The organism is Pseudomonas sp. C27(2019) (assembly GCF_008807395.1).
GTDB lineage: Bacteria > Pseudomonadota > Gammaproteobacteria > Pseudomonadales > Pseudomonadaceae > Denitrificimonas.
In genome coordinates, this window is sequence record NZ_CP043320.1 from 366210 (window position 1) to 385421 (window position 19212).

16 protein-coding genes are annotated in these 19212 nt (G+C 45.7%); all 16 read left to right on the top strand.

Annotated features, from left to right (window positions below; translation table 11 throughout):
* The 16 genes from FXF61_RS01745 to FXF61_RS01820 all read left to right on the top strand — a co-directional run bounded on the left by FXF61_RS01745 (nucleotide 1) and on the right by FXF61_RS01820 (nucleotide 19209).
* Nucleotides 1-3066: an efflux RND transporter permease subunit gene (locus FXF61_RS01745; RefSeq protein WP_151183648.1), complete on the top strand. Its 3066-nt coding sequence runs from the start codon at nucleotides 1-3 to the stop codon at nucleotides 3064-3066.
* 72 nt (nucleotides 3067-3138) lie between these two features.
* Complete coding sequence (waaF, locus tag FXF61_RS01750; protein ID WP_151183649.1) at nucleotides 3139-4188, top strand: lipopolysaccharide heptosyltransferase II; 1050 nt, start codon at nucleotides 3139-3141, stop codon at nucleotides 4186-4188.
* Entirely contained in the window at nucleotides 4188-5246 is a 1059-nt protein-coding gene (gene waaC, locus FXF61_RS01755) for a lipopolysaccharide heptosyltransferase I (protein WP_151183650.1), read from the top strand. The genes waaF and waaC overlap by 1 nt, the downstream gene beginning before the upstream one ends.
* Nucleotides 5246-6367 carry a glycosyltransferase family 4 protein gene (locus FXF61_RS01760; RefSeq protein WP_151183651.1) on the top strand — a complete coding sequence of 374 codons (1122 nt, stop codon included), beginning with the start codon at nucleotides 5246-5248 and terminating at the stop codon, nucleotides 6365-6367. Before waaC ends, FXF61_RS01760 begins: the two co-directional genes overlap by 1 nt.
* On the top strand, nucleotides 6364-7170 hold the full coding sequence (gene rfaP, locus FXF61_RS01765) for a lipopolysaccharide core heptose(I) kinase RfaP (protein WP_151183652.1): 807 nt from the start codon (nucleotides 6364-6366) through the stop codon (nucleotides 7168-7170). Before FXF61_RS01760 ends, rfaP begins: the two co-directional genes overlap by 4 nt.
* Nucleotides 7170-7904 (top strand): lipopolysaccharide kinase InaA family protein, encoded by a 735-nt coding sequence (locus FXF61_RS01770; protein ID WP_151183653.1) that lies wholly within the window; start codon nucleotides 7170-7172, stop codon nucleotides 7902-7904. The genes rfaP and FXF61_RS01770 overlap by 1 nt, the downstream gene beginning before the upstream one ends.
* The gene (locus tag FXF61_RS01775; protein WP_151183654.1) at nucleotides 7901-8650 is read left to right on the top strand and encodes a lipopolysaccharide kinase InaA family protein; all 750 of its coding nucleotides are present in this window, start codon (nucleotides 7901-7903) and stop codon (nucleotides 8648-8650) included. The genes FXF61_RS01770 and FXF61_RS01775 overlap by 4 nt, the downstream gene beginning before the upstream one ends.
* A complete protein-coding gene (locus FXF61_RS01780) occupies nucleotides 8647-10089 on the top strand; it encodes a lipopolysaccharide kinase InaA family protein (RefSeq protein ID WP_151183655.1) in 1443 nt (480 codons plus the stop codon). The genes FXF61_RS01775 and FXF61_RS01780 overlap by 4 nt, the downstream gene beginning before the upstream one ends.
* 15 nt (nucleotides 10090-10104) lie before the next feature.
* Nucleotides 10105-11856, top strand: a complete 1752-nt coding sequence (locus tag FXF61_RS01785; RefSeq protein ID WP_151183656.1) for a carbamoyltransferase — start codon at nucleotides 10105-10107, stop codon at nucleotides 11854-11856.
* Nucleotides 11849-12943, top strand: a complete 1095-nt coding sequence (locus FXF61_RS01790) for a glycosyltransferase (protein WP_151183657.1) — start codon at nucleotides 11849-11851, stop codon at nucleotides 12941-12943. Before FXF61_RS01785 ends, FXF61_RS01790 begins: the two co-directional genes overlap by 8 nt.
* 22 nt (nucleotides 12944-12965) lie before the next feature.
* Nucleotides 12966-13778, top strand: a complete 813-nt coding sequence (locus tag FXF61_RS01795) for a hypothetical protein (RefSeq protein ID WP_151183658.1) — start codon at nucleotides 12966-12968, stop codon at nucleotides 13776-13778.
* 36 nt (nucleotides 13779-13814) lie between these two features.
* Nucleotides 13815-14771 carry a glycosyltransferase gene (locus tag FXF61_RS01800; protein WP_151183659.1) on the top strand — a complete coding sequence of 319 codons (957 nt, stop codon included), beginning with the start codon at nucleotides 13815-13817 and terminating at the stop codon, nucleotides 14769-14771.
* Between the two features lies 1 nt (nucleotide 14772).
* Complete coding sequence (locus FXF61_RS01805) at nucleotides 14773-15525, top strand: DUF6625 family protein (protein ID WP_151183660.1); 753 nt, start codon at nucleotides 14773-14775, stop codon at nucleotides 15523-15525.
* 66 nt (nucleotides 15526-15591) lie between these two features.
* Nucleotides 15592-16587: an IS481 family transposase gene (locus tag FXF61_RS01810; RefSeq protein WP_151183661.1), complete on the top strand. Its 996-nt coding sequence runs from the start codon at nucleotides 15592-15594 to the stop codon at nucleotides 16585-16587.
* Between the two features lie 150 nt (nucleotides 16588-16737).
* Nucleotides 16738-17505, top strand: coding sequence for a glycosyltransferase family 2 protein (locus FXF61_RS01815; protein ID WP_151183662.1), 768 nt, complete (start codon nucleotides 16738-16740; stop codon nucleotides 17503-17505).
* The gene (locus tag FXF61_RS01820) at nucleotides 17506-19209 is read left to right on the top strand and encodes a carbamoyltransferase C-terminal domain-containing protein (RefSeq protein WP_151183663.1); all 1704 of its coding nucleotides are present in this window, start codon (nucleotides 17506-17508) and stop codon (nucleotides 19207-19209) included. It begins immediately after the preceding gene.
* Nucleotides 19210-19212 lie beyond the last annotated feature (3 nt).

The window sequence follows — 19212 nt, forward strand, 5'->3', positions numbered from 1 at the left end:
ATGCGCTTTAACCTTTCTGCTTGGGCGCTTAATAATCGTCCGCTGGTGTTGTTTAGTATGGTGTTGCTGGCGATCATTGGCAGCATGTCTTACAGCGGTTTAGGTCAGAGTGAAGATCCGCCTTTTACCTTTAAAGCTATGGTAATCAATACCGTTTGGCCGGGTGCGACTGCTGAAGAAGTGGCGCAGCAAGTCACTGAGCGCATTGAAAAGAAACTGATGGAAACCGGTGAGTTTGACAAGATTGTATCTTTCTCTAGGCCCGGCGAGTCGCAAGTCACCTTTGCTGCACGCGATAGTCTCAATTCTAAACAAGTTCCTGAACTGTGGTATCAGATACGCAAGAAAATTAGCGATATCAAACATACGCTGCCGCCGGGTGTGCAGGGTCCGTTTTTTAATGACGAGTTTGGTACCACTTTTGGCAATATCTATGCGTTGACCGGTCAAGGTTTTGATTATGCTGTTTTAAAAGACTATGCCGATCGTGTGCAGTTGCAATTACAGCGGGTGAAAGATGTTGGTAAGGTTGAAATTTTAGGCCTACAAGATGAGAAAATTTGGGTTGAGCTGTCCAATACCCGTCTAGCCAGTTTGGGTTTGTCGCTTAAAGCAGTGCAACACGCATTAAGTGAACAAAATAGCGTGTCAGCCACCGGCTTTTTTGAAACACCAACCGATCGTGTACAGCTGCGCGTCAGCGGCCGTTTTGATACGGTCAAAGAAATTCGCGAATTTCCCATTCGCGTCGGCGAGCGCACTTTTCGTTTAGGTGATATCGCCCAAGTGCGCAGAGGCTTTAATGATCCCGCTGCACCGCGTGTACGCTTTATGAGTGAGAACGCCTTAGCTATTGCAGTAGCAATGCGTGACGGTGGTGATATTTTAGTCTTGGGAGAGGCTTTAGAACTCGAGTTTGCACGCTTGCAAGCAACTTTGCCGGTCGGTATGGAGCTGCGCAAGGTCTCTGATCAACCCGCAGCAGTTAAAGAGAGTGTCGGTGAGTTCGTGCAAGTGCTGGTTGAGGCCTTGGGCATTGTCTTGCTGGTGTGTTTCTTCTCGCTGGGCTTTCGCACCGGTCTGGTGGTGGCGTTATCCATCCCACTGGTGTTGGCAATGACCTTTGCCTTAATGAATTACTTTGGCATCGGCTTACATAAGATCTCGCTGGGTGCATTGGTGCTGGCATTGGGCTTAATGGTCGATGATGCGATTATCGCTGTTGAAATGATGGCGATAAAAATGGAGCAGGGCATGGACCGTTTCAATGCTGCCAGCTTCGCTTGGACCAGTACCGCGTTTCCAATGCTGACCGGCACCCTGATTACTGCAGCTGGTTTTTTACCCATTGCGACGGCAGAGTCCAGTGTCGGTGAGTACACTCGCTCAATTTTCCAAGTCGTCGGTATCGCGCTGATCGTGTCGTGGATTGCTGCGGTGGTGTTTGTGCCGTATCTGGGTGATAAATTATTACCCGACCTAGGCAAGCTTAAAGCAGCCAAACATGGCAGCAAGGATGGCGAGCATGATCCCTATGCCACGCCATTGTATAAGCGTATTCGAGCGGTGATAACTTGGTGTGTCAGTCATAGAGCTATCGTTATTTTAGTGACCGTGCTGTTATTTGTCGGTTCTATTTATACCTTTCGCTTTGTGCCTAAGCAGTTCTTTGCTGATTCTAATCGCTTAGAGCTATTGCTGGACATCAAGTTGGCTGAAGGTGCCTCTTTAAAAGCCACGCAAGCGCATGTAGAAACCATTGAAGGTCTGCTCAAAGAGCGCGAAGGCATTGAAAACTATGTCGCTTATATTGGCTCAGGCTCGCCACGCTTTTACTTGCCGCTTGATCAGCAATTACCAGCAACCAGCTTTGCTCAATTTGTAATGATCACCCAAAGTTTAGAGCAGCGAGAAGCGGTGCGTGCATGGCTCATTGAGACCTTGCAAGAACAGTTTCCAGATCTGCGTTCGCGCATTACCCGTCTTGAGAATGGACCGCCAGTTGGTTACCCCGTGCAGTTTCGGGTGACTGGCGAACACATCCTGCAAGTGCGTCAATTGGCGCGACAAGTTGCAGTAGCCGTGCGTGACAACCCACACGTCAGTAATGTGCACTTAGATTGGGAAGAGCCCAGTAAAGTGGTGACTCTGCAAATTGATCAAGACCGTGCGCGTGCACTAGGCGTCAGCACTGTTGGTGTTTCACAGTTCTTGCGCGGTGCTTTATCAGGTGCCAGTGTGGGGCAGTTTCGTGAAGGCAACGAGCTGATTGAAATCCTCCAGCGCGGAACCTTAGAAGACCGTGAAGATCTGGCCAGCTTAGGCAGTTTGGCCATTCCCACCGAGCATGGCACCAGCATATCTTTGTCACAGGTGGCTACTCTAGAGTACGGTTTTGAAGAGGGTGTGATTTGGCATCGTAATCGTTTGCCCAGCGTCACTGTGCGCGCTGACATTTATGGGCAGCAGCAAGCGGTGGATGTTGTGCAGGAAATTTTGCCGAGCTTGCAAGCGGTGCGTGATGCGTTGCCTGATGGTTACTTGCTGGAGGTTGGCGGTACTGTAGAGGACGCCAATCGCGGACAAGAGTCAGTGATGGCGGGGATGCCGCTGTTCTTGCTGGTGGTGCTATCATTATTGATGATTCAGCTGCGCAGTTTTTCACGTTCAGTGCTGGTGTTCCTAACTGCACCACTGGGTTTAATTGGCGTGACATTGTTTTTATTGTTATTTAATCAGCCGTTTGGTTTTGTCGCGATGCTCGGTACCATTGCTTTAACCGGTATGATTATGCGCAACTCGGTTATCTTAGTAGATCAAATCGAAACGGATATCAGCCTTGGACATACTCCCTGGCAGGCCGTAATTGACGCAACAGTACGACGCTTTAGGCCCATTATGCTCACTGCTTTGGCTGCGATCCTAGCTATGATTCCATTGTCGCGCAGTGTGTTTTTTGGTCCAATGGCAGTGGCCATTATGGGTGGATTAATGATCGCTACGGTGCTGACGTTGTTATTCTTGCCGGCGCTGTATGCGGCATGGTTTCGTGTGCGCAAAGACTAAAACAGCGGTCAGTGGCAGCATTTTGTATGCCAACACTTGCCGCGCCTGCTCAGATGCTTGAAACTCTGCATTATGAATATATTGATTATTGGCCCAAGTTGGGTTGGCGACATGGTGATGGCGCAGACACTCTTTATCTGTCTGAAACAGCAGCACCCTGATTGCAACATTGATGTGTTAGCGCCGGACTGGAGCCGGCCTATTTTGCAACGTATGCCTGAAGTGCGCCAAGCACTAAGCTTTCCGCTGGGGCATGGTGTGCTCGATTTGTCTGCGCGGCGTAAAATCGGCAAGCAGCTTAAAGGTCAATATGATCAGGCTATTTTACTGCCGAACTCTTTGAAGTCAGCGTTAACCCCATTTTTTGCCGGTATTCCTCTGCGCACCGGCTGGAAGGGCGAGATGCGCTATGGTTTGCTCAATGATATGCGCACGCTGGATAAAGAACGCTATCCATTAATGATCGAACGCTTTATGGCGCTGGCCTATGCACCCGAGACAGAACTGCCTCAGCCGTACCCGCGCCCCTGCTTACAGATTGATAATCTTGAGCGTGACAGTGCCTTGACAGCATTTTCTTTGCAGCTGGGTGATCGCCCCGTATTGGCGTTATGCCCAGGTGCTGAGTTTGGTGATGCTAAGCGTTGGCCTGCCAAGCACTATGCGCAAGTGGCCGAAGCAAAAATCCGCCAAGGCTGGCAGGTGTGGATTTTTGGCTCCAAAAATGACCATCCAGGCGGTGAAGAAATCCGTCAGTTTTTGATCCCCGGCTTGCGCGAAGAAGTGTACAACCTTGCCGGTGAAACCTCATTGGCGCAGGCAATTGATTTAATGTCCTGTGCCACTGCTGTGGTCTCCAATGACTCCGGTTTAATGCATGTTGCCGCCGCCCTAAATCTGCCATTAGTTGCAGTGTATGGCTCGACTTCGCCAGAGTTCACGCCGCCCTTAGCTGAAAAAGTTGCTATGGTGCGCACCGGTATTGACTGCAGTCCATGCTTTGATCGTACCTGTCGCTTTGGTCATTATGATTGCTTGCGCTTGCTCAAGCCGGCACTGGTGATTGATGCATTAACTGAGCTTGTGGGCACTCCTCTTTCATTGCAAGAGCCAGTAATTTAGTGCGTGTATTGTTAATTAAAACCTCATCGCTGGGTGATGTGATCCATACCTTGCCAGCACTGACTGATGCGCTGCGGGCTAATTCTAATATCCGCTTTGACTGGGTGGTGGAAGAAGGCTTTGCGGAAATTCCGCGCTGGCATCCTGCTGTTGATCAAGTGATTCCTGTGGCGATTCGCCGTTGGCGTAAAAACCTGCTGCAAACCTGGCGCAGCGGAGAATGGCGGGATTTTAAACAGCGTGTGCATCAGCAAAACTATGACTTGGTGATTGATGCGCAAGGGCTGTTAAAAAGTGCTTGGCTAACCCGTGGCTTTAAAGTACCGGTCGTTGGCTTGAGTCGTAGCAGTGCGCGTGAGCCAATTGCCAGTTATTTCTATGATCGGCAGATCAGCGTTGCCCGAGAACTGCATGCGGTTGAACGCACGCGCCAGTTGTTTGCCCAAGCACTGAAGTATCCGCTGCCAGAACACATAGGTGAATACAGTTTAAGTCGTGAGCGTTTAGCCACGGTTGAGGCGCAAGCGCCTTATGTACTGTTTCTGCATGGTACTACTTGGCCGAGTAAGCACTGGCCGCAACAGGCATGGCGCGCTCTAGCTGAGCAGCTGGCAGCAGCTGACATTAATGTGCGTATTCCTTGGGGCAACGCCACAGAGCAGCAACGTGCGCAGGCGATTGCTGAGGGCTTGCCCAGTGTGCAGGTGTTGCCTCCGCTTAACTTAACCGGCGTTGCCGCGCAGATCGCTGGCGCACAAGCCTGCGTTGCGGTAGATACAGGTTTAGGTCATTTAGCCGCTGCCTTGGATGTGCCCTGTGTGTCGTTATATGGGCCAACCTTGCCAGGGCGCGTTGGTGCCTATGGACAAGGGCAAGTGCATTTGTGCGCAACTGGGCCAAATGCAGGGCTGGGTGATCGTCAGTTGCCTTGTTTTGATGATCTTGGTGCAGAGCAGGTGCTTGCTGCACTGCAACCACTGCTGGTTGCAGATGCCGATCCGATGCCCAGTGAGCACAGATGCGCAGAGCAGGCTGACCCCAATAAGGAAGCACACTGATGCAACTGGCCTTTATTCTGTATAAATACTTCCCATTTGGTGGATTGCAGCGCGACTTTATGCGTATTGCCTTAGAGTGCCAGCAGCGCGGCCATCAGATTCGTGTGTATACATTGATCTGGGAGGGTGATATTCCTGAGGGTTTTGACGTGCGCATTGGGCCGATTAAAGCCTTCTCTAATCACCGCCGTAACATCAAGTTTTATGATTGGCTGCAAGACGATATGCAGCGACAACCTGTTGATCGGGTGATCGGTTTTAATAAGATGCCAGGTCTTGATGTGTATTATGCGGCAGATGGCTGCTATGAAGACAAAGCACAAACCTTACGCAATCCCCTGTACCGTTTCAGTAACCGTTATCAGCACTTTGCCAGTTATGAGCGTGCGGTATTTGCGCCCGAATCCTCAACGCAAATTTTAATGATCTCCGAAGTGCAGCAGCCGCTCTTTATTAAGCACTATCAAACAGCGCCTGAGCGTTTTCATTTGCTGCCGCCGGGGATTGCTAAAGATCGCCAGGCACCGAGCAATGCACAGGCGATTCGCGCTGAATTCCGCGCTGAATTTAATCTACTTGATGACCAGTATTTACTCTTACAAGTGGGCTCGGGTTTTAAAACCAAAGGCTTGGCGCGCACTTTAAAAGCGCTGGCCAGCTTACCGAACGAGCAGCGTGAGCGAACGCAGCTGATAGTCATAGGTCAAGATGATCCTAAGCCATTTGTGGTTCAAGCTGCAGCCTTGGGCCTATCAAAGCAGGTTAAAATTTTAAAAGGGCGCAGCGATATACCGCGTTTTTTGTTAGGCGCTGATTTGTTGATGCATCCAGCCTACAATGAGAACACTGGTACGGTGTTATTAGAGGCTTTGGTTTCAGGTTTGCCCGTTTTAGTGACAGATATTTGCGGCTACGCGCATTACATTAACGATGCTGATTGTGGTGAGGTGTTGGCGAGTCCATTTCAGCAGAAACAGTTGGATCAGGCTTTGAGTCGTGCTTTAGGCGATCCGCTATTGCGCGCGCGTTGGTCAGCTAATGCACTAGACTATGCCAAAACGGCCGATCTGTATTCGATGCCAGAGCGTGCAGCCGATATTATTTTAGCGGAGCTACCATGAAACTTAAGCTAGACGAACCCTTTGCCAGCCTATGGGCGGGGCAAGATGCGTTTGTCGCTGTTGAGCAATTACAAGGAGAGGTCTACCGCGAGCTGGAAGCACGACGCACATTGCGCACTGAGGTGGCTGGGCGTGGCTATTTTGTCAAGATTCACCGGGGGGTGGGTTGGGCAGAGATTTTCAAAAACTGGCTGACTGCAAAAGCGCCGGTGCTGGGTGCTGAGCAAGAACTTATAGCGATTGAACGTTTACAGCAACACAATATCGACACCATGACCGCCGTTGCTTTCGGTGCGCGTGGCAGCAATCCTGCACAGCAGCACTCGTTTATTATCACTGAAGAGCTTGCGCCGACCATCAGTTTGGAAGATTACTCGATAAATTGGCCCGCTGAGCCGCCGGAGCCTCGTCTGAAATGGGCATTAATCGCCCGTGTCGCACAAATGGTTAGCGCTATGCACCGCGCTGGCGTCAATCATCGCGATTGTTATATCTGCCATTTTTTATTGCACACTGATCAACCGGTTTGTGCGGACTCTTTTCGCTTATCCGTGATTGATTTGCATCGCGCGCAAACGCGAGATCAAACGCCAAAGCGCTGGCGCAATAAAGATTTAGCTGCACTGTATTTTTCTGCACTGGATATTGGTTTAACTCAGCGCGATAAATTGCGATTTCTACGTGAGTATTTTCAACAACCCTTGCTTGAGATTTTGCACGACGAGGCCGCACTGTTGGCATTGTTAGAGAGCAAAGCGGCGAAACTCTATGCGCGTAAAGTGCGCTATGGAGATGCGTTGTAATGTCCAGTTGGCAGTTGGCAGAGGCTTATCAAGCGCTGCAGGCAGATTTTGGCAGTCTTGAAAAAGTTTTTGCACTACAGGGTGAGCGCATTACTCATGACCCTTTATCTGAGTTGATTCGCGTCAAGCGCCAAGGTATTGCTTACTACGTGAAACGCTATCGCAATGCCGGTAAAGGCTTGCGCCGTTATGCTGCGCGCCCACGGATTAAAGCGGAGTGGCAAAACCTCAAGCGCTTTGTCAAGTGGGGTATTCCCACTGCTGAAGTGATTGCGCAAGGTTTAGAGCGTAAAGGCGGAGCCTTTGTACGCGGCGCTATGATTACCCGTGAAATTCCTAATAGCCGCGATTTAGCTGACTTAGCTGATCAGGGCAGCCCATTGCTGCAAGATCGAGTATGGGTTAAGCAAGTCAGTGCGCAACTCGCTGATGCTGCGCGGGTGATGCACAGCCATGGTTTTACCCATAACGATTTAAAGTGGCGTAACGTGTTGGTTGATGAGCAAAGCAAAGTGTATTTGATTGATTGCCCCGCCGGTACCTTTTGGTGGGGGCCGATGCTGCGTTATCGGATTATTAAAGATTTAGCCTGTTTAGATAAAGTGGCTAAATTTCATTTGAGCAATACCCAGCGTTTGCGCTTTTATTTGCAGTATTGCCAGCAGACTCGGCTCAGCGCCTACGATAAAAAACAGATTGGCAAAATCGTGCGGTTTTTTGAGGGGCGAGAATGAACGACTTTATTGATCTGAGTATTGCCGACTTGCTGGCGCAGCACCAGCTCGATAGCTTTGCTGCGCTCTGGGATTTAGAGTTGGATGCAGTGGATGCGCCCAATACCGAGCGCGGTGGTTGGAGCAGTGTTGCGTTGTTAACCTTAGGCGAGCGTCGGTTTTTTTTAAAGCGACAAATCAATCATATGACGCGCAGCATCCAACGCCCCTTAGGAGAGCCAACCTTTGCTCGAGAAATGCGTAATATTCAGCGTTACCAGCAGCTGGGGATTCCAGCTTTGCGTGCTGCCTATTTTGCTCAGCGCAAGGTGATGGGTGAGCAGCGCGCTATTTTAATGACGCATGCGCTAGATGATTGGCAGGACTTAGATGATTGGCTGCAGCAGTGGCCACAGCTTTCTAACGAACAGCAGCAGGGTATTGTTCAGGCCTGCGCCAAACTTGCGAAAACCTTGCACCAAGCCGGACAAGTGCATGGCTGTTTTTATCCAAAGCATATTTTCTTACAAAAACAGGCGCTTGGTTTTACCGCACAATTGATCGATCTTGAAAAAACTCGACCGTTATTGCTGGGTCGGCGTGATCGCATTAAAGATTTAGAGCCTTTGTTTCGTCGTTCGCAGCATGCCTGGGGACGTGAGCAGGTGCAATTGTTTTTACAGAACTATCTCGACACACCGGAGCATATCCCCTATTGGGTTGAGCGTTTAGATGCGCGCCGCATCGACAAGGAAACACGTCCGTGAAGCTCAATCAATTAAGCGGGCGCACGCCAGCATTGCCAGTTAGTCTGATGCTGGAGAATGGTCAAACATTGGTTGTTGAACAGTGGCTGAGAGTTTTGCCTGAGCAGCGCTATGTGGGCAAAGCGCAATGGCAAGGACGCAGTGTTTTGGTCAAGATTTTGCTTGGCAGTAAGGCTGCGCGCCAGTATCAGCGTGAACAGAGTGGCGCGCAGCTGCTGTCTGAGCAGAAAATACCCTGCGCACAACTGCTTGAGACTCAGCAGCAAAGCGATGGTAGTGCTTATCTATTATTTGAGTTTATCGATAATGCGCAGAGCTTAGCTGACGCTTGGCTCGAGTGCAGTGCTGAACAGCCACTGAGCGAGCGGCAAACCACAGTACTCGGGCAAGCGTTGAGCACAGTTGCACAGATGCATTTACGCGGCCTTTGGCAGAGCGATTTACACCTTGATAATCTATTAAGGCAGGATAATCAACTCTATGTCGTTGATGGTGGTGGTGTGCAGAGTGAGCACGCTGGACAACCCCTATCGCAAGAAAAAGCAGTTAACAATTTAGCCGTATTTTTTGCCCAGTTACCCAGTGCCTTCGATGTGCATCTAGAAGAATTGCTGATTCATTATTTACTGACCAACGGTGAGCATGCGCTGCGTTTAGAGAAGTTGCAGCAGCAAATACTGAGTATTCGGCAGTGGCGAGTAAAAGATTATTTAAATAAAGCCGGGCGAGAGTGCAGTTTATTTAGCGCTCAAATTAATTTGTTTGGTTTGCGCGTTATCTGGCGAGCAGCACAAGATGAGCTTGAACCCTTGTTGTCTGCTCCAGATAACGCAATTGCCGGTGGTCATATTTATAAAACAGGTGGTGCCGCCACTGTCGCTCGTGTTAAGCATGGCCAACGCACGCTGGTGATTAAGCGTTATAACATCAAAAATGTGCTGCATTGGTTAAAACGTTTTTGGCGGCCTAGCCGCGCGTGGCACAGCTGGCGCGAGGGCCATCGCTTAAGTGTATTGGGTATTGCTACACCGCAGCCCTTAGCTGTTATTGAAAATAGGTGGTGCGGCTTACGTGGCAGTGCGTGGTTAATTAGTGAATACTGTGGCGAGCAGGATATAATTGACCGCTTGGCTGCGTATACAGAAGATGGCGCAGTACCAGAGGTAGAGATTGTTGCGTTAGTTGAATTGTTGAACGCGCTGATTCGTGAAAAAATCAGCCATGGTGATTTAAAAGGTCACAATATTTTATGGCATCAACAGCGCTGTTATTTAATTGATTTAGATGCCATGCAGCAGCATCAGAGCATGCGCAGTTTCACTCGTGCGTATTTGAAAGACCGCACGCGTTTATTACGCAATTGGCCGCCAGGTAGCCCATTGCACACATTGCTTGATCAGCGTTTACCGCAGTTGCCCAGCAGCTGCCCTGAAGACTAAGAGGCAAAAAGACCCATGGCACTGACTATTCTCGGCCTATCTGGCGCACTCAGCCATGATGCATCAGCAGCGTTATATATTGATGGTAAATTGATTGCTGCCGTTGAGGAAGAGCGTTTAGTACGCGACAAGCATGCAAAAAATCGCATGCCCTATGAATCGGCTAAGTTCTGCTTAGAACAGGCTGGGATTACGCCGGCTGATGTGGATGTGGTTGCTATTCCTTTTGCGCCCATCAGCATTATAGAAAAAGCCCGCTGGCATTACGCCAAACGTTACTGGTATGCCCCAGAGCGCTCGTTAGATGCAATTTTAGTCGGCAACCGTCGCTATCAGCGCTATTACAAGAAAATCCAATGGTGTTTAGTACAGCTCGGTTTTGATCTAAAGAAAGTCAAAATTGAACCGGTCGAACACCATTTGGCGCATGCTGCCAGTGCCTATTTGTGTTCGGGCTTCCAAGAGAAAACAGCCATCATGGGCATTGATGGTAAAGGTGAATATGCCACTACTTTTTTTGGTTATGGTGAAAACGGCAAGATTCATAAAATCAAAGAGTTCTATGATCCGGATTCACTGGGTGGCTTGTATGGTGCGATGACTGAATTTTTAGGCTTTGAAATGCTCGACGGAGAATTCAAAGTGATGGGTATGGCGCCCTACGGTGACCCTGATATGTATGATTTATCGCGCCTCGCCAAGTTTGAAGATGGTGAGCTGGTGGTGAATACCGAGTACGTCAACGTTGTTGGTATGCGCCGCTATAAAGAGAAGGGCAAAGGCTATTACTTTTCACCCAAGTTGATTGAGTGGTTAGGTCCTAAGCGTGAAGGCGATATTGCCGATGATCCGTACATTCATTATGCGGCCAGCGTACAAGCACTGTTTGAAAAGCTCGCACTGGAGATGATGGATTACTACCTCGGAGACATCATCAAAGAAACCGGCCTGATTGCTTTTGCTGGCGGCAGCGCGCTTAACGTTAAACTGAATCAAAAAATCATTGAGCGTGATGAGGTTAAAGAGCTCTTTGTGCAGCCCGCCGCCGGTGATGCCGGGACCGCAGTGGGTGCTGCCGCCTATGTTTCACAGCAGCGCGGCGTACCAGTGGAAAAGATGGAGCATGTCTATCTCGGCCCTGAGTACAGCAACGAAGAGGTGATCGCTGCCTGTGCTAAACATCCAGGACAGCCGCAGTGGCAAAAAATTGATAACGTACCTGAACATATCGCCAAAATTATGGTGGACGGCAATCCAGTCGCTTGGTTCCAAGGCCGCATGGAGTTTGGCCCACGAGCCTTAGGTGGCCGCTCAATTATTGGTTGCCCAAGCATTCCCAATGTCGCTGACCGCATTAACGCACAAATTAAGTTCCGCGAACGCTGGCGCCCATTCTGCCCATCCATGCTCGACACCGTCGCGACGCAGATGCTAAAGGTTGATCACCCATCCCCCTTTATGACCTTCACCTTCGAGGTCAGTGATGAATGGAAAGAACGCGTACCTGAAGTGGTCCACGAAGACGGCACGTCGCGCGCGCAAGTGTTAGAGCGTGAGTACAATCCACGCTGGTACGACTTGATGCTGGAGTTGGAAAAGCTGACGGGCAATGGGGTATCACTGAATACCTCGCTTAACCGCCGCGGTGAAGCCATGGTCTGCTCACCAAAAGACGCTTTGGATATGTTCTACGGCTCGGATCTACAGTACCTGATTATGGAAGATATTTTGGTGGTTAAGGACACAGTGGTTGCTGAGAATGTCTAGCTCCCAGTCTACAACTGCAGAACAATGGGTTCTGCAGTTTAGCCATGGCTATGATGGGCCGTTCCTAGACTGCTCCCGTCAGTATGCCGTGCTGTTTAAAGATACTGAGTATAAAGTCTGCACGGTCTATTTAACTGGTAAGCCCTGTGATGAAGTGGTTAAGGGCAGCGCCTCTGATGAAGTAATTTTTTTAAATTACAGCAGTAAACAAGTACGTGGGCTCAAGCTCGCTGCGATTGCTGATTTTAAAAAGATTGTTGCCAGCCGCAACTTTACCCTGTGCATTGCACACCGCTTTAAGCCGATATATATCGCGCTATTGGGCTCAAAACTACCGGTTATTGGTGTGCACCACGCCTTTGGCGATTATAAACGCCGCTCGCGGCAGTGGCTGGCCAATCACTTTCGTGATCGTCTGCGCTTGCTCGGAGTTTCTAACGCCGTGCGTGATGATATGCGTGCGTGCTTGCCAAAGTTTAAGCCTGAGCATATCGAGACGCTGTATAACCGCATTGATGTAGAGGCAGTACAAGCAGAACAAGTCAGTCGTGAAGAGGCGCGTCAACATCTTAAGTTACCGCTGAATGCTTGGGTTGTTGGCAACGTCGGGCGTTTACATCCCGATAAAGATCAAACCACACTGATCAAAGGCTTTGCCAAAGCATTACCAGAGCTACCAACGGGCAGCGTGCTCGCTATTATGGGTAGTGGCCGCCTAGAGCAGCAGCTCAAACAGCTGGCGCTTGAGCTTGGCGTCGCTGAAAGCGTACATTTTTTAGGGCAAGTACCTAATGGCCGCCGTTATTTCAAAGCCTTCGACCTCTTTGCACTCACTTCTGATCATGAGCCCTTTGGTATGGTGTTGCTAGAAGCTATGGCAGCTGGCGTGCCTGTGATTGCTACGGACTGTGGTGGGGCGAAGGAGGTAGTGAGTGATCCTGAGTGTTTGTTTGAGCTGGGGGATGTAGAGGGGCTTTCGAAGAGTATATTTAAAAAAACAACTCATATGGAAATGGAGACTGTAGGTGCCAAATTTACAGATAGTCATGCAAAGAAAGAGTTTAAAAGATTGTGCTTGGCTCATTAAGATTGTTACCTAAGGGTGTAATATGATTTTTAAAAAAATTAAACATCAAGGAATGATTTATCATGTTAACCCTGAGTTTGCTGAGAAACTATTAGAGTGTAATTTTAAAGATAATGACCAGGATATTACTCCATTGGTTGAAATGGGGAGGTATCGCTCTATTTGCGTTTCTAAAAAAATAAACATGGTTATAAAAAATAACACTTTAACCACGTTTCGTAGAAGGTTATACACACATTTTGGAGTTCAAGGGCTGTCAGGAAGGTTTAGTCTTGTAGATGAATATAAGAATTTGAAGGCATTGTCTCATATTGATTTTGTGCCCAAGGTTTATGCTTTTGGTAAGTGTAGTAGGTTTCCCATAAAAGAAGAACGATTAATTATTGAGTATTATGAAGATGCTTTAACTGCTGATGAAATGTTAAGGCTATATCCAGAGAAAAAAAATCTAATTATTAGCATGGTTTTTCAGTTGTTTTTGAAGGCATGGAATAGCAAGTTTGCACACATGGATCCACACCTTAGAAATATTTTATTTCTAAGGTGTGGAAATATAATATTTATTGATTTTGAGTGTTGCTATTTAAATCCAAAAGATAAGGATTTTTATATGGGGTTTTCTACAGGTTATTTTTTTCATTTTTGGGCTTATAAATATATATCAGAAACAGAATACTCAACGAGTGTGCAAGAATTTATTAGTGAAAACTGCTCGGATTTAAATATGAGAATATTTAATTTGTATTTTGAAAGATTTAAGATTAGTAAGGTATCAAGAAAGAAAAGGTTTAAATGCTTTAGTAGTGTTCGTGAACGAAGAAAGTTAATAATATAGTAGATTGATTATTGTTTTTTAAGTGTGGAAAATAAATTGAAAATTTTATTATTGGTCCAAAAAGAACAAAGAGTTATTCTAGATCGCTTATATGATGGCATTTCTAAAAATGCAGTGACCGATATATATTGGTTAACAAGTAAAGAACAAGATAATTTAAAATTTTTCTTTAAAAAAAATATAAAATTAGATGATTATGATAGGGTTGTTCTTTTTTTAAGGTTTAAGAAGGAACTACGTCAGGTTGCATTTATCCGAACCATACTTAACTTAACCATACTTGAGCACGATGCTTATCAGAATTATATTACCTGCAAATATACAGGCAAATTCTCTAGTTATTATCGTAAGCTTCCTTGGGCACGTGTTTTAAGTTCCGGCGCTGCAGTAACACGCCGTTTACAGGGAGAAGGCGTTGACGCTGTTTTTGTACCTAAAGGTTATGATCAAGAGCTGCTTAGTAATCAAGGCATAGATAGAGATATAGAGTTGGGTTTCATTGGTAGCATTAAAAGTGCAACATACTCGCATCGTAAGTCTTTTTTAGAGCGGCTTGATCGTGAGGAAAAATTATTAGTTACACGAACAAGCTCTGGGCAAGAGTACGTTGATACACTTAATCGAATACGCTTTTTCGTCAGTGCAGATATTGGCATGGGCGAGTATATGATTAAGAATTTTGAGGCAATGGCGTGCGGCTGTGTATTATTTGCATATGATCAAGGGCAAGAAGAAAATGAAGCGCTTGGCTTTGTGGATATGCATAATATTGTTCTATATAAAGATATACAGAGTTTTAAGCAGAAGCTAGAACTGTTACGTGCGGACTTAAATAAAGCTCAATTTATTGCTGATAATGGTCAAAGATTGGTAGAGCAGAATTACACATTTTCTCGGATTGGTAAGTTAGTTGTAGAGGCACTGCTTGAGCCATTAAGGCCGCAGCCTAAGCTCAGTTATCTTCAAAAAATACGTAATAAATTGGGTATTTAATATGCTAGAGCAGCCTTCAGTTATTTTAATAGTTCCTTACTTCGGTCGTTGGCCACAGTGGTTTGAGTATTTTTTGAAAAGCTGCTCAAAAAACCCAACAATACACTGGCTATTTTATACAGACTGCTCGTTGCCTGAAGACGCTCCAGAAAATATTACATTTAAAGAGATTGAATTTGATGAGTATAAAAAATTAGTAAGTGAACGGCTCGGTATATGTTTTTTACCAGATAATCCATATAAACTTTGTGATTTAAAACCAGCGTTAGGCTATATTCATGAGCATGAAATAAAAGCATATGATTTCTGGGGAGTCAGCGATATAGATTTGGTATACGGTGATTTGAGAAGTTACTTCACTGGTGAGCAATTAAATAAGTATGAGTTTCATTCAACTCATAAACGTCGCGTATCAGGACATTTATTTCTGGCCAAAAATAATAAAAAAATGCGTGAAGCATTCATGCAAATAAAAGACTGGAAAGAACTGCTGTCTGATCAAGTGCACTATGCGTTAGATGAGGGTGCTTTTAGTCGACTTTTCATTAAGCACAAAAACTTGCCAAGTTTTTTATTTGATTTTCTTGCTAAATTTAATCCATGGGCAAGAGTAAGTAGCTTTATTGAAGCATTTTCAACACCAAACGGAAGGGTCCCGTGGCATGATGGCAGTTATAACTTTCCAAATAAATGGTATTGGAAGACAGGTAAATTGACTAACGATATAGATGTAGAGTACCGGATGATCAGATGAGTTTTAGGAGTTATCCTTTACTCGTTGCAAGAGAGCTAATCCAGAAGGTTTTCCGGGAGCATACCCATGAACATCAAGCTACATAAACAAGCTACAACAACGCCAAAAATTAGAGCTGAGATACAACAAGCACCAGCTAGCATCAGCGATTTAGCGCTGGCACGTAAATATGGCGTATCAGACTCTACAATTCGTCGCTGGCGTTATCGTACCGATGTTTATGACCGCTCGCATACTCGTCATAACTTGCTGGCAACTTTAAGCCCTCATCAAGAAGAGGTTTTGATTGTTGCCCGTGAGTTTCTACGCTTGAGTCTTGATGACTTGTTGGTTGTAGCGCGTGAATTTCTTCATCCAACTCTTTCACGTTCTGCACTCGCACGCATGCTGAGAAGAAGGCAGGTGCCCACCTTGGCGCAGCTGCGAAAACAAGATCAAGAGAATGAGCAAGGCTCAGAACCCAAGCATAAGCCCTTCAAGGATTATGAGCCTGGTTTTATCCATATAGACATCAAATTCTTACCGCAAATGCCTGATGAGAAGCAGCGCCGCTATTTGTACGTCGCCATCGATCGTGCAACGCGCTGGGTGTATCTCGAAGTATTACCTAGCCAGTCCGCCAAAGACGCTGAGCGCTTTATGAAGCGTGTAATCGACAAAGCACCGTTCAAGATCCAGAAGGTTCTTACCGATAATGGCAAGTCCTTTACTGACCGTTTTACAGCAGGTGGTGAACGTAAACCCACGGGCAACCATCTATTTGACTTGGTATGCGAGAAGCACAGTATAGAGCACCGCTTAATCAAGCCGGGTCGACCGCAAACCAACGGTATGGTCGAGCGCTTTAATGGCCGCATCAGTGATGTTTTAGCAACTCGCAGGTATGATTCATCCGAAGATTTAGAGCAAACTTTAAAGCGCTATTGCTGGGTGTACAATCACCATGTTCCACAGCGAGCTCTTCACCATCAAACACCCATTGCAACAATGAAAGAATGGCAAGAAAAGAGACCGGATTTATTTTATAAGAACGTTATTAATCATGCGGGACCTGACATATAGATGGAAAACGAGAGTTTCCATACTTTCATTTTATTGCTTGGAAGCAAAACGAGTGGGCAGACAGTGTGGTTTTTGAGCAAATATCTGCAGCAGATACTGAATTTTGCTTAACTCGACAAGGTATTCACCAAGAGAATAGAAGGCCGTCAAATGATATTTTCTGAAGAAAGTGATGTTTCTATTGTTGTTACTAGCTGCGGCCGTTTTGACTTGTTGAAGCGAACACTTGAAAGTTTAGACAAATTCAATACGTACCCCATTAAAAAGATTTTTATTACAGAGGATTCGGGTAGCGATGAAGTCTATAGCTCCATCCCTCCTGCTTGGCTTCCATATACGCATGTTTTTGTTAATAAACCAAAACTCGGACAGCTAGCATCTATCGATCTCGCTTATTCAAATGTTGATACAGAGTGGGTTTTCCATTGTGAAGATGATTGGGAGTTTTATCGTGAGGGGTTTGTTGAAGATTCTATGGCTTTGCTGAAAGCTAACCCAGAAGCTTTGCAAGTATGGTTGAGAAGCCTAGCGCATGATCTGTCTATACATAGCCCCTATGTTTATGTAGATGAGCGGCAGCTTTTAAATGGAATAAGCTTTTTTCGATTAATGTCTAGAAAGGAAGATTGGCAGGGTTTCTCGTTCAACCCAGGATTGCGTCGTCTTGCTGATTATAAGCAGCATGCGCCCTATGCAGCATGGGCAGGTGAAAAAGATTTATCTAGAGTCTATGACGCAGAAAATCGCTATGCATTAATACTTGAAAATGATGCTGTGCTGCATACGGGCTTTGGAGCGCATGTAGTTGTGAGCGATGAGGCACGTAAGAAAAAAAGAAGAAAAAAAATTGAAAAACTTAAAAATGTATTGTTTTTGTTAGTTGGTTTCTTATTTGGTTTAATTTTAGGTGTTTTTTAAATGTATATTTTAGGTCTGCATACAGGTCATGATGCGAGTGCATGCGTTTTTAAAGACAATGAACTCGTTGCATTTTGTAAAGAAGAACGATTAAATCGTATAAAAAATGATGGTGAGTTTTTTGATTTACAGTCAATTGATGAGGTTTTGAAAATAGCAGGCATAAATAGAAGTGATCTAAATGCAATTGCTTTAACTAGGCTTCAGCTTCCAGTCAGTGTGTATAAAACCTCTGTATTAAGCATTAATAACATAAAAAGAAAGGCTTTAGGTCAGCAGATTGATCTGAATCTATATAAGTATTTAAACAATAGTAAAAGTATAGACTTTAATAAAATTATTCATGTTGATAAGCTTAGGCAGTTGTTAAAAGTTAGTTCTGATGTTGATGTGTTTTTCTCAAATCACCACAGAGCACATGCTTTATCTGCTTTCAAATATGTAGACTGGGAAAAAGATACGTTAGTTGTTACTTGCGATGGTGGCGGTGATGGCGCACAGTATTCTGCCTCTTTCTATGATGGAACTAATTTAGATGTGATAGTAGGTGGTGAGGAAACTATTGTGAAAGAGCCGCAAAATACTGCTGCCTCTATAGGTTTAGCATATGCATATGCTACAGAACGTTGTGGCTTTAAACGTAATAGGCACGAAGGTAAGTTAACAGGTCTGGCTGCATTTGGTGAGCCAATTGTTGCTAATAAAATTTCTGAAATGTTTAAAGTCGAAGAAAACGCAACTATAGCCTCAGACCTTAAAGGGTACTTAGAGTTAGAAGAGTTCTTGGAGAAAATGTTTAACGGACTGTCTAACCAAGATATCGCAGCTTCAATCCAAGCCGCTACTGAAGCTGTTGTTAATAAATGGGTTAAAAAATTACTAGAAATTACAAACGCTAAGTATATTGCTATGAGTGGTGGTGTTTTTTCTAATGTTAAACTGAATCAGAATATTGCTGAGTTGGACGACGTTAAAGAGATTTTTGTATTTCCTGCAATGGGAGATGAAGGATTATCGGTTGGCGTATGTGTGGATTATTTAGTAGAAAAAAATGGAATTAACTCCATTGAGCGAAAACGATTAAGTCATGTGTATCTTGGTTGGAGCTACGATGCTGACTCGATAGTTAATGCTGCAGTGAAAGCTGGGTTTAGTGTTAACCCGACTAACCCTGTCGAAACAGCAGCGAAACTGCTTGCAGATCATAAGGTTGGTGCTATTTACACTAAAGCGATGGAGATGGGGCCACGAGCATTAGGCGCACGGACAATTTTAGCTAACCCAGCCAAAAGAGATATAAATGATAGTATTAACAAAAGATTACAGCGTACAGAATTTATGCCATTTGCACCCTATGTGCTGGATATAGACGCAGAGGATGTTTTTGAAATATCTGACAAAGTTAAATATGCGTGTAATTTTATGACGGTCACTACACAAGTAAAGTCTAAGTGGGCTGATAAAATAGCTGCTGTAGTGCATGTGGATGGAACCGCTAGGCCACAAATTATTGAGCGAGTAGTTAACCCGCTGTATTACGCTATTTTAGAAGAGTTTAAGAAAGAAACCGATCTTCCTGTGCTAGTAAATACAAGTTTTAATGCGCATGAAGAGCCAATTATAAATACACCAGAAGAAGCCTTGCAAGCATTAAAAGATAATCGTATAGATTTTATTGTTTGTGATAAAGCAATAATTACTTAGTAT

Coding starts and splice junctions, on each gene's coding strand:
- FXF61_RS01745 (WP_151183648.1), top strand. CDS start 1: ATGCGCTTTAACCTTTCTGCTTGGGCGCTTAATAATCGTCCGCTGGTG.
- waaF (WP_151183649.1), top strand. CDS start 3,139: ATGAATATATTGATTATTGGCCCAAGTTGGGTTGGCGACATGGTGATG.
- FXF61_RS01760 (WP_151183651.1), top strand. CDS start 5,246: ATGCAACTGGCCTTTATTCTGTATAAATACTTCCCATTTGGTGGATTG.
- rfaP (WP_151183652.1), top strand. CDS start 6,364: ATGAAACTTAAGCTAGACGAACCCTTTGCCAGCCTATGGGCGGGGCAA.
- FXF61_RS01770 (WP_151183653.1), top strand. CDS start 7,170: ATGTCCAGTTGGCAGTTGGCAGAGGCTTATCAAGCGCTGCAGGCAGAT.
- FXF61_RS01775 (WP_151183654.1), top strand. CDS start 7,901: ATGAACGACTTTATTGATCTGAGTATTGCCGACTTGCTGGCGCAGCAC.
- FXF61_RS01785 (WP_151183656.1), top strand. CDS start 10,105: ATGGCACTGACTATTCTCGGCCTATCTGGCGCACTCAGCCATGATGCA.
- FXF61_RS01790 (WP_151183657.1), top strand. CDS start 11,849: ATGTCTAGCTCCCAGTCTACAACTGCAGAACAATGGGTTCTGCAGTTT.
- FXF61_RS01795 (WP_151183658.1), top strand. CDS start 12,966: ATGATTTTTAAAAAAATTAAACATCAAGGAATGATTTATCATGTTAAC.
- FXF61_RS01805 (WP_151183660.1), top strand. CDS start 14,773: ATGCTAGAGCAGCCTTCAGTTATTTTAATAGTTCCTTACTTCGGTCGT.
- FXF61_RS01810 (WP_151183661.1), top strand. CDS start 15,592: ATGAACATCAAGCTACATAAACAAGCTACAACAACGCCAAAAATTAGA.
- FXF61_RS01815 (WP_151183662.1), top strand. CDS start 16,738: ATGATATTTTCTGAAGAAAGTGATGTTTCTATTGTTGTTACTAGCTGC.
- FXF61_RS01820 (WP_151183663.1), top strand. CDS start 17,506: ATGTATATTTTAGGTCTGCATACAGGTCATGATGCGAGTGCATGCGTT.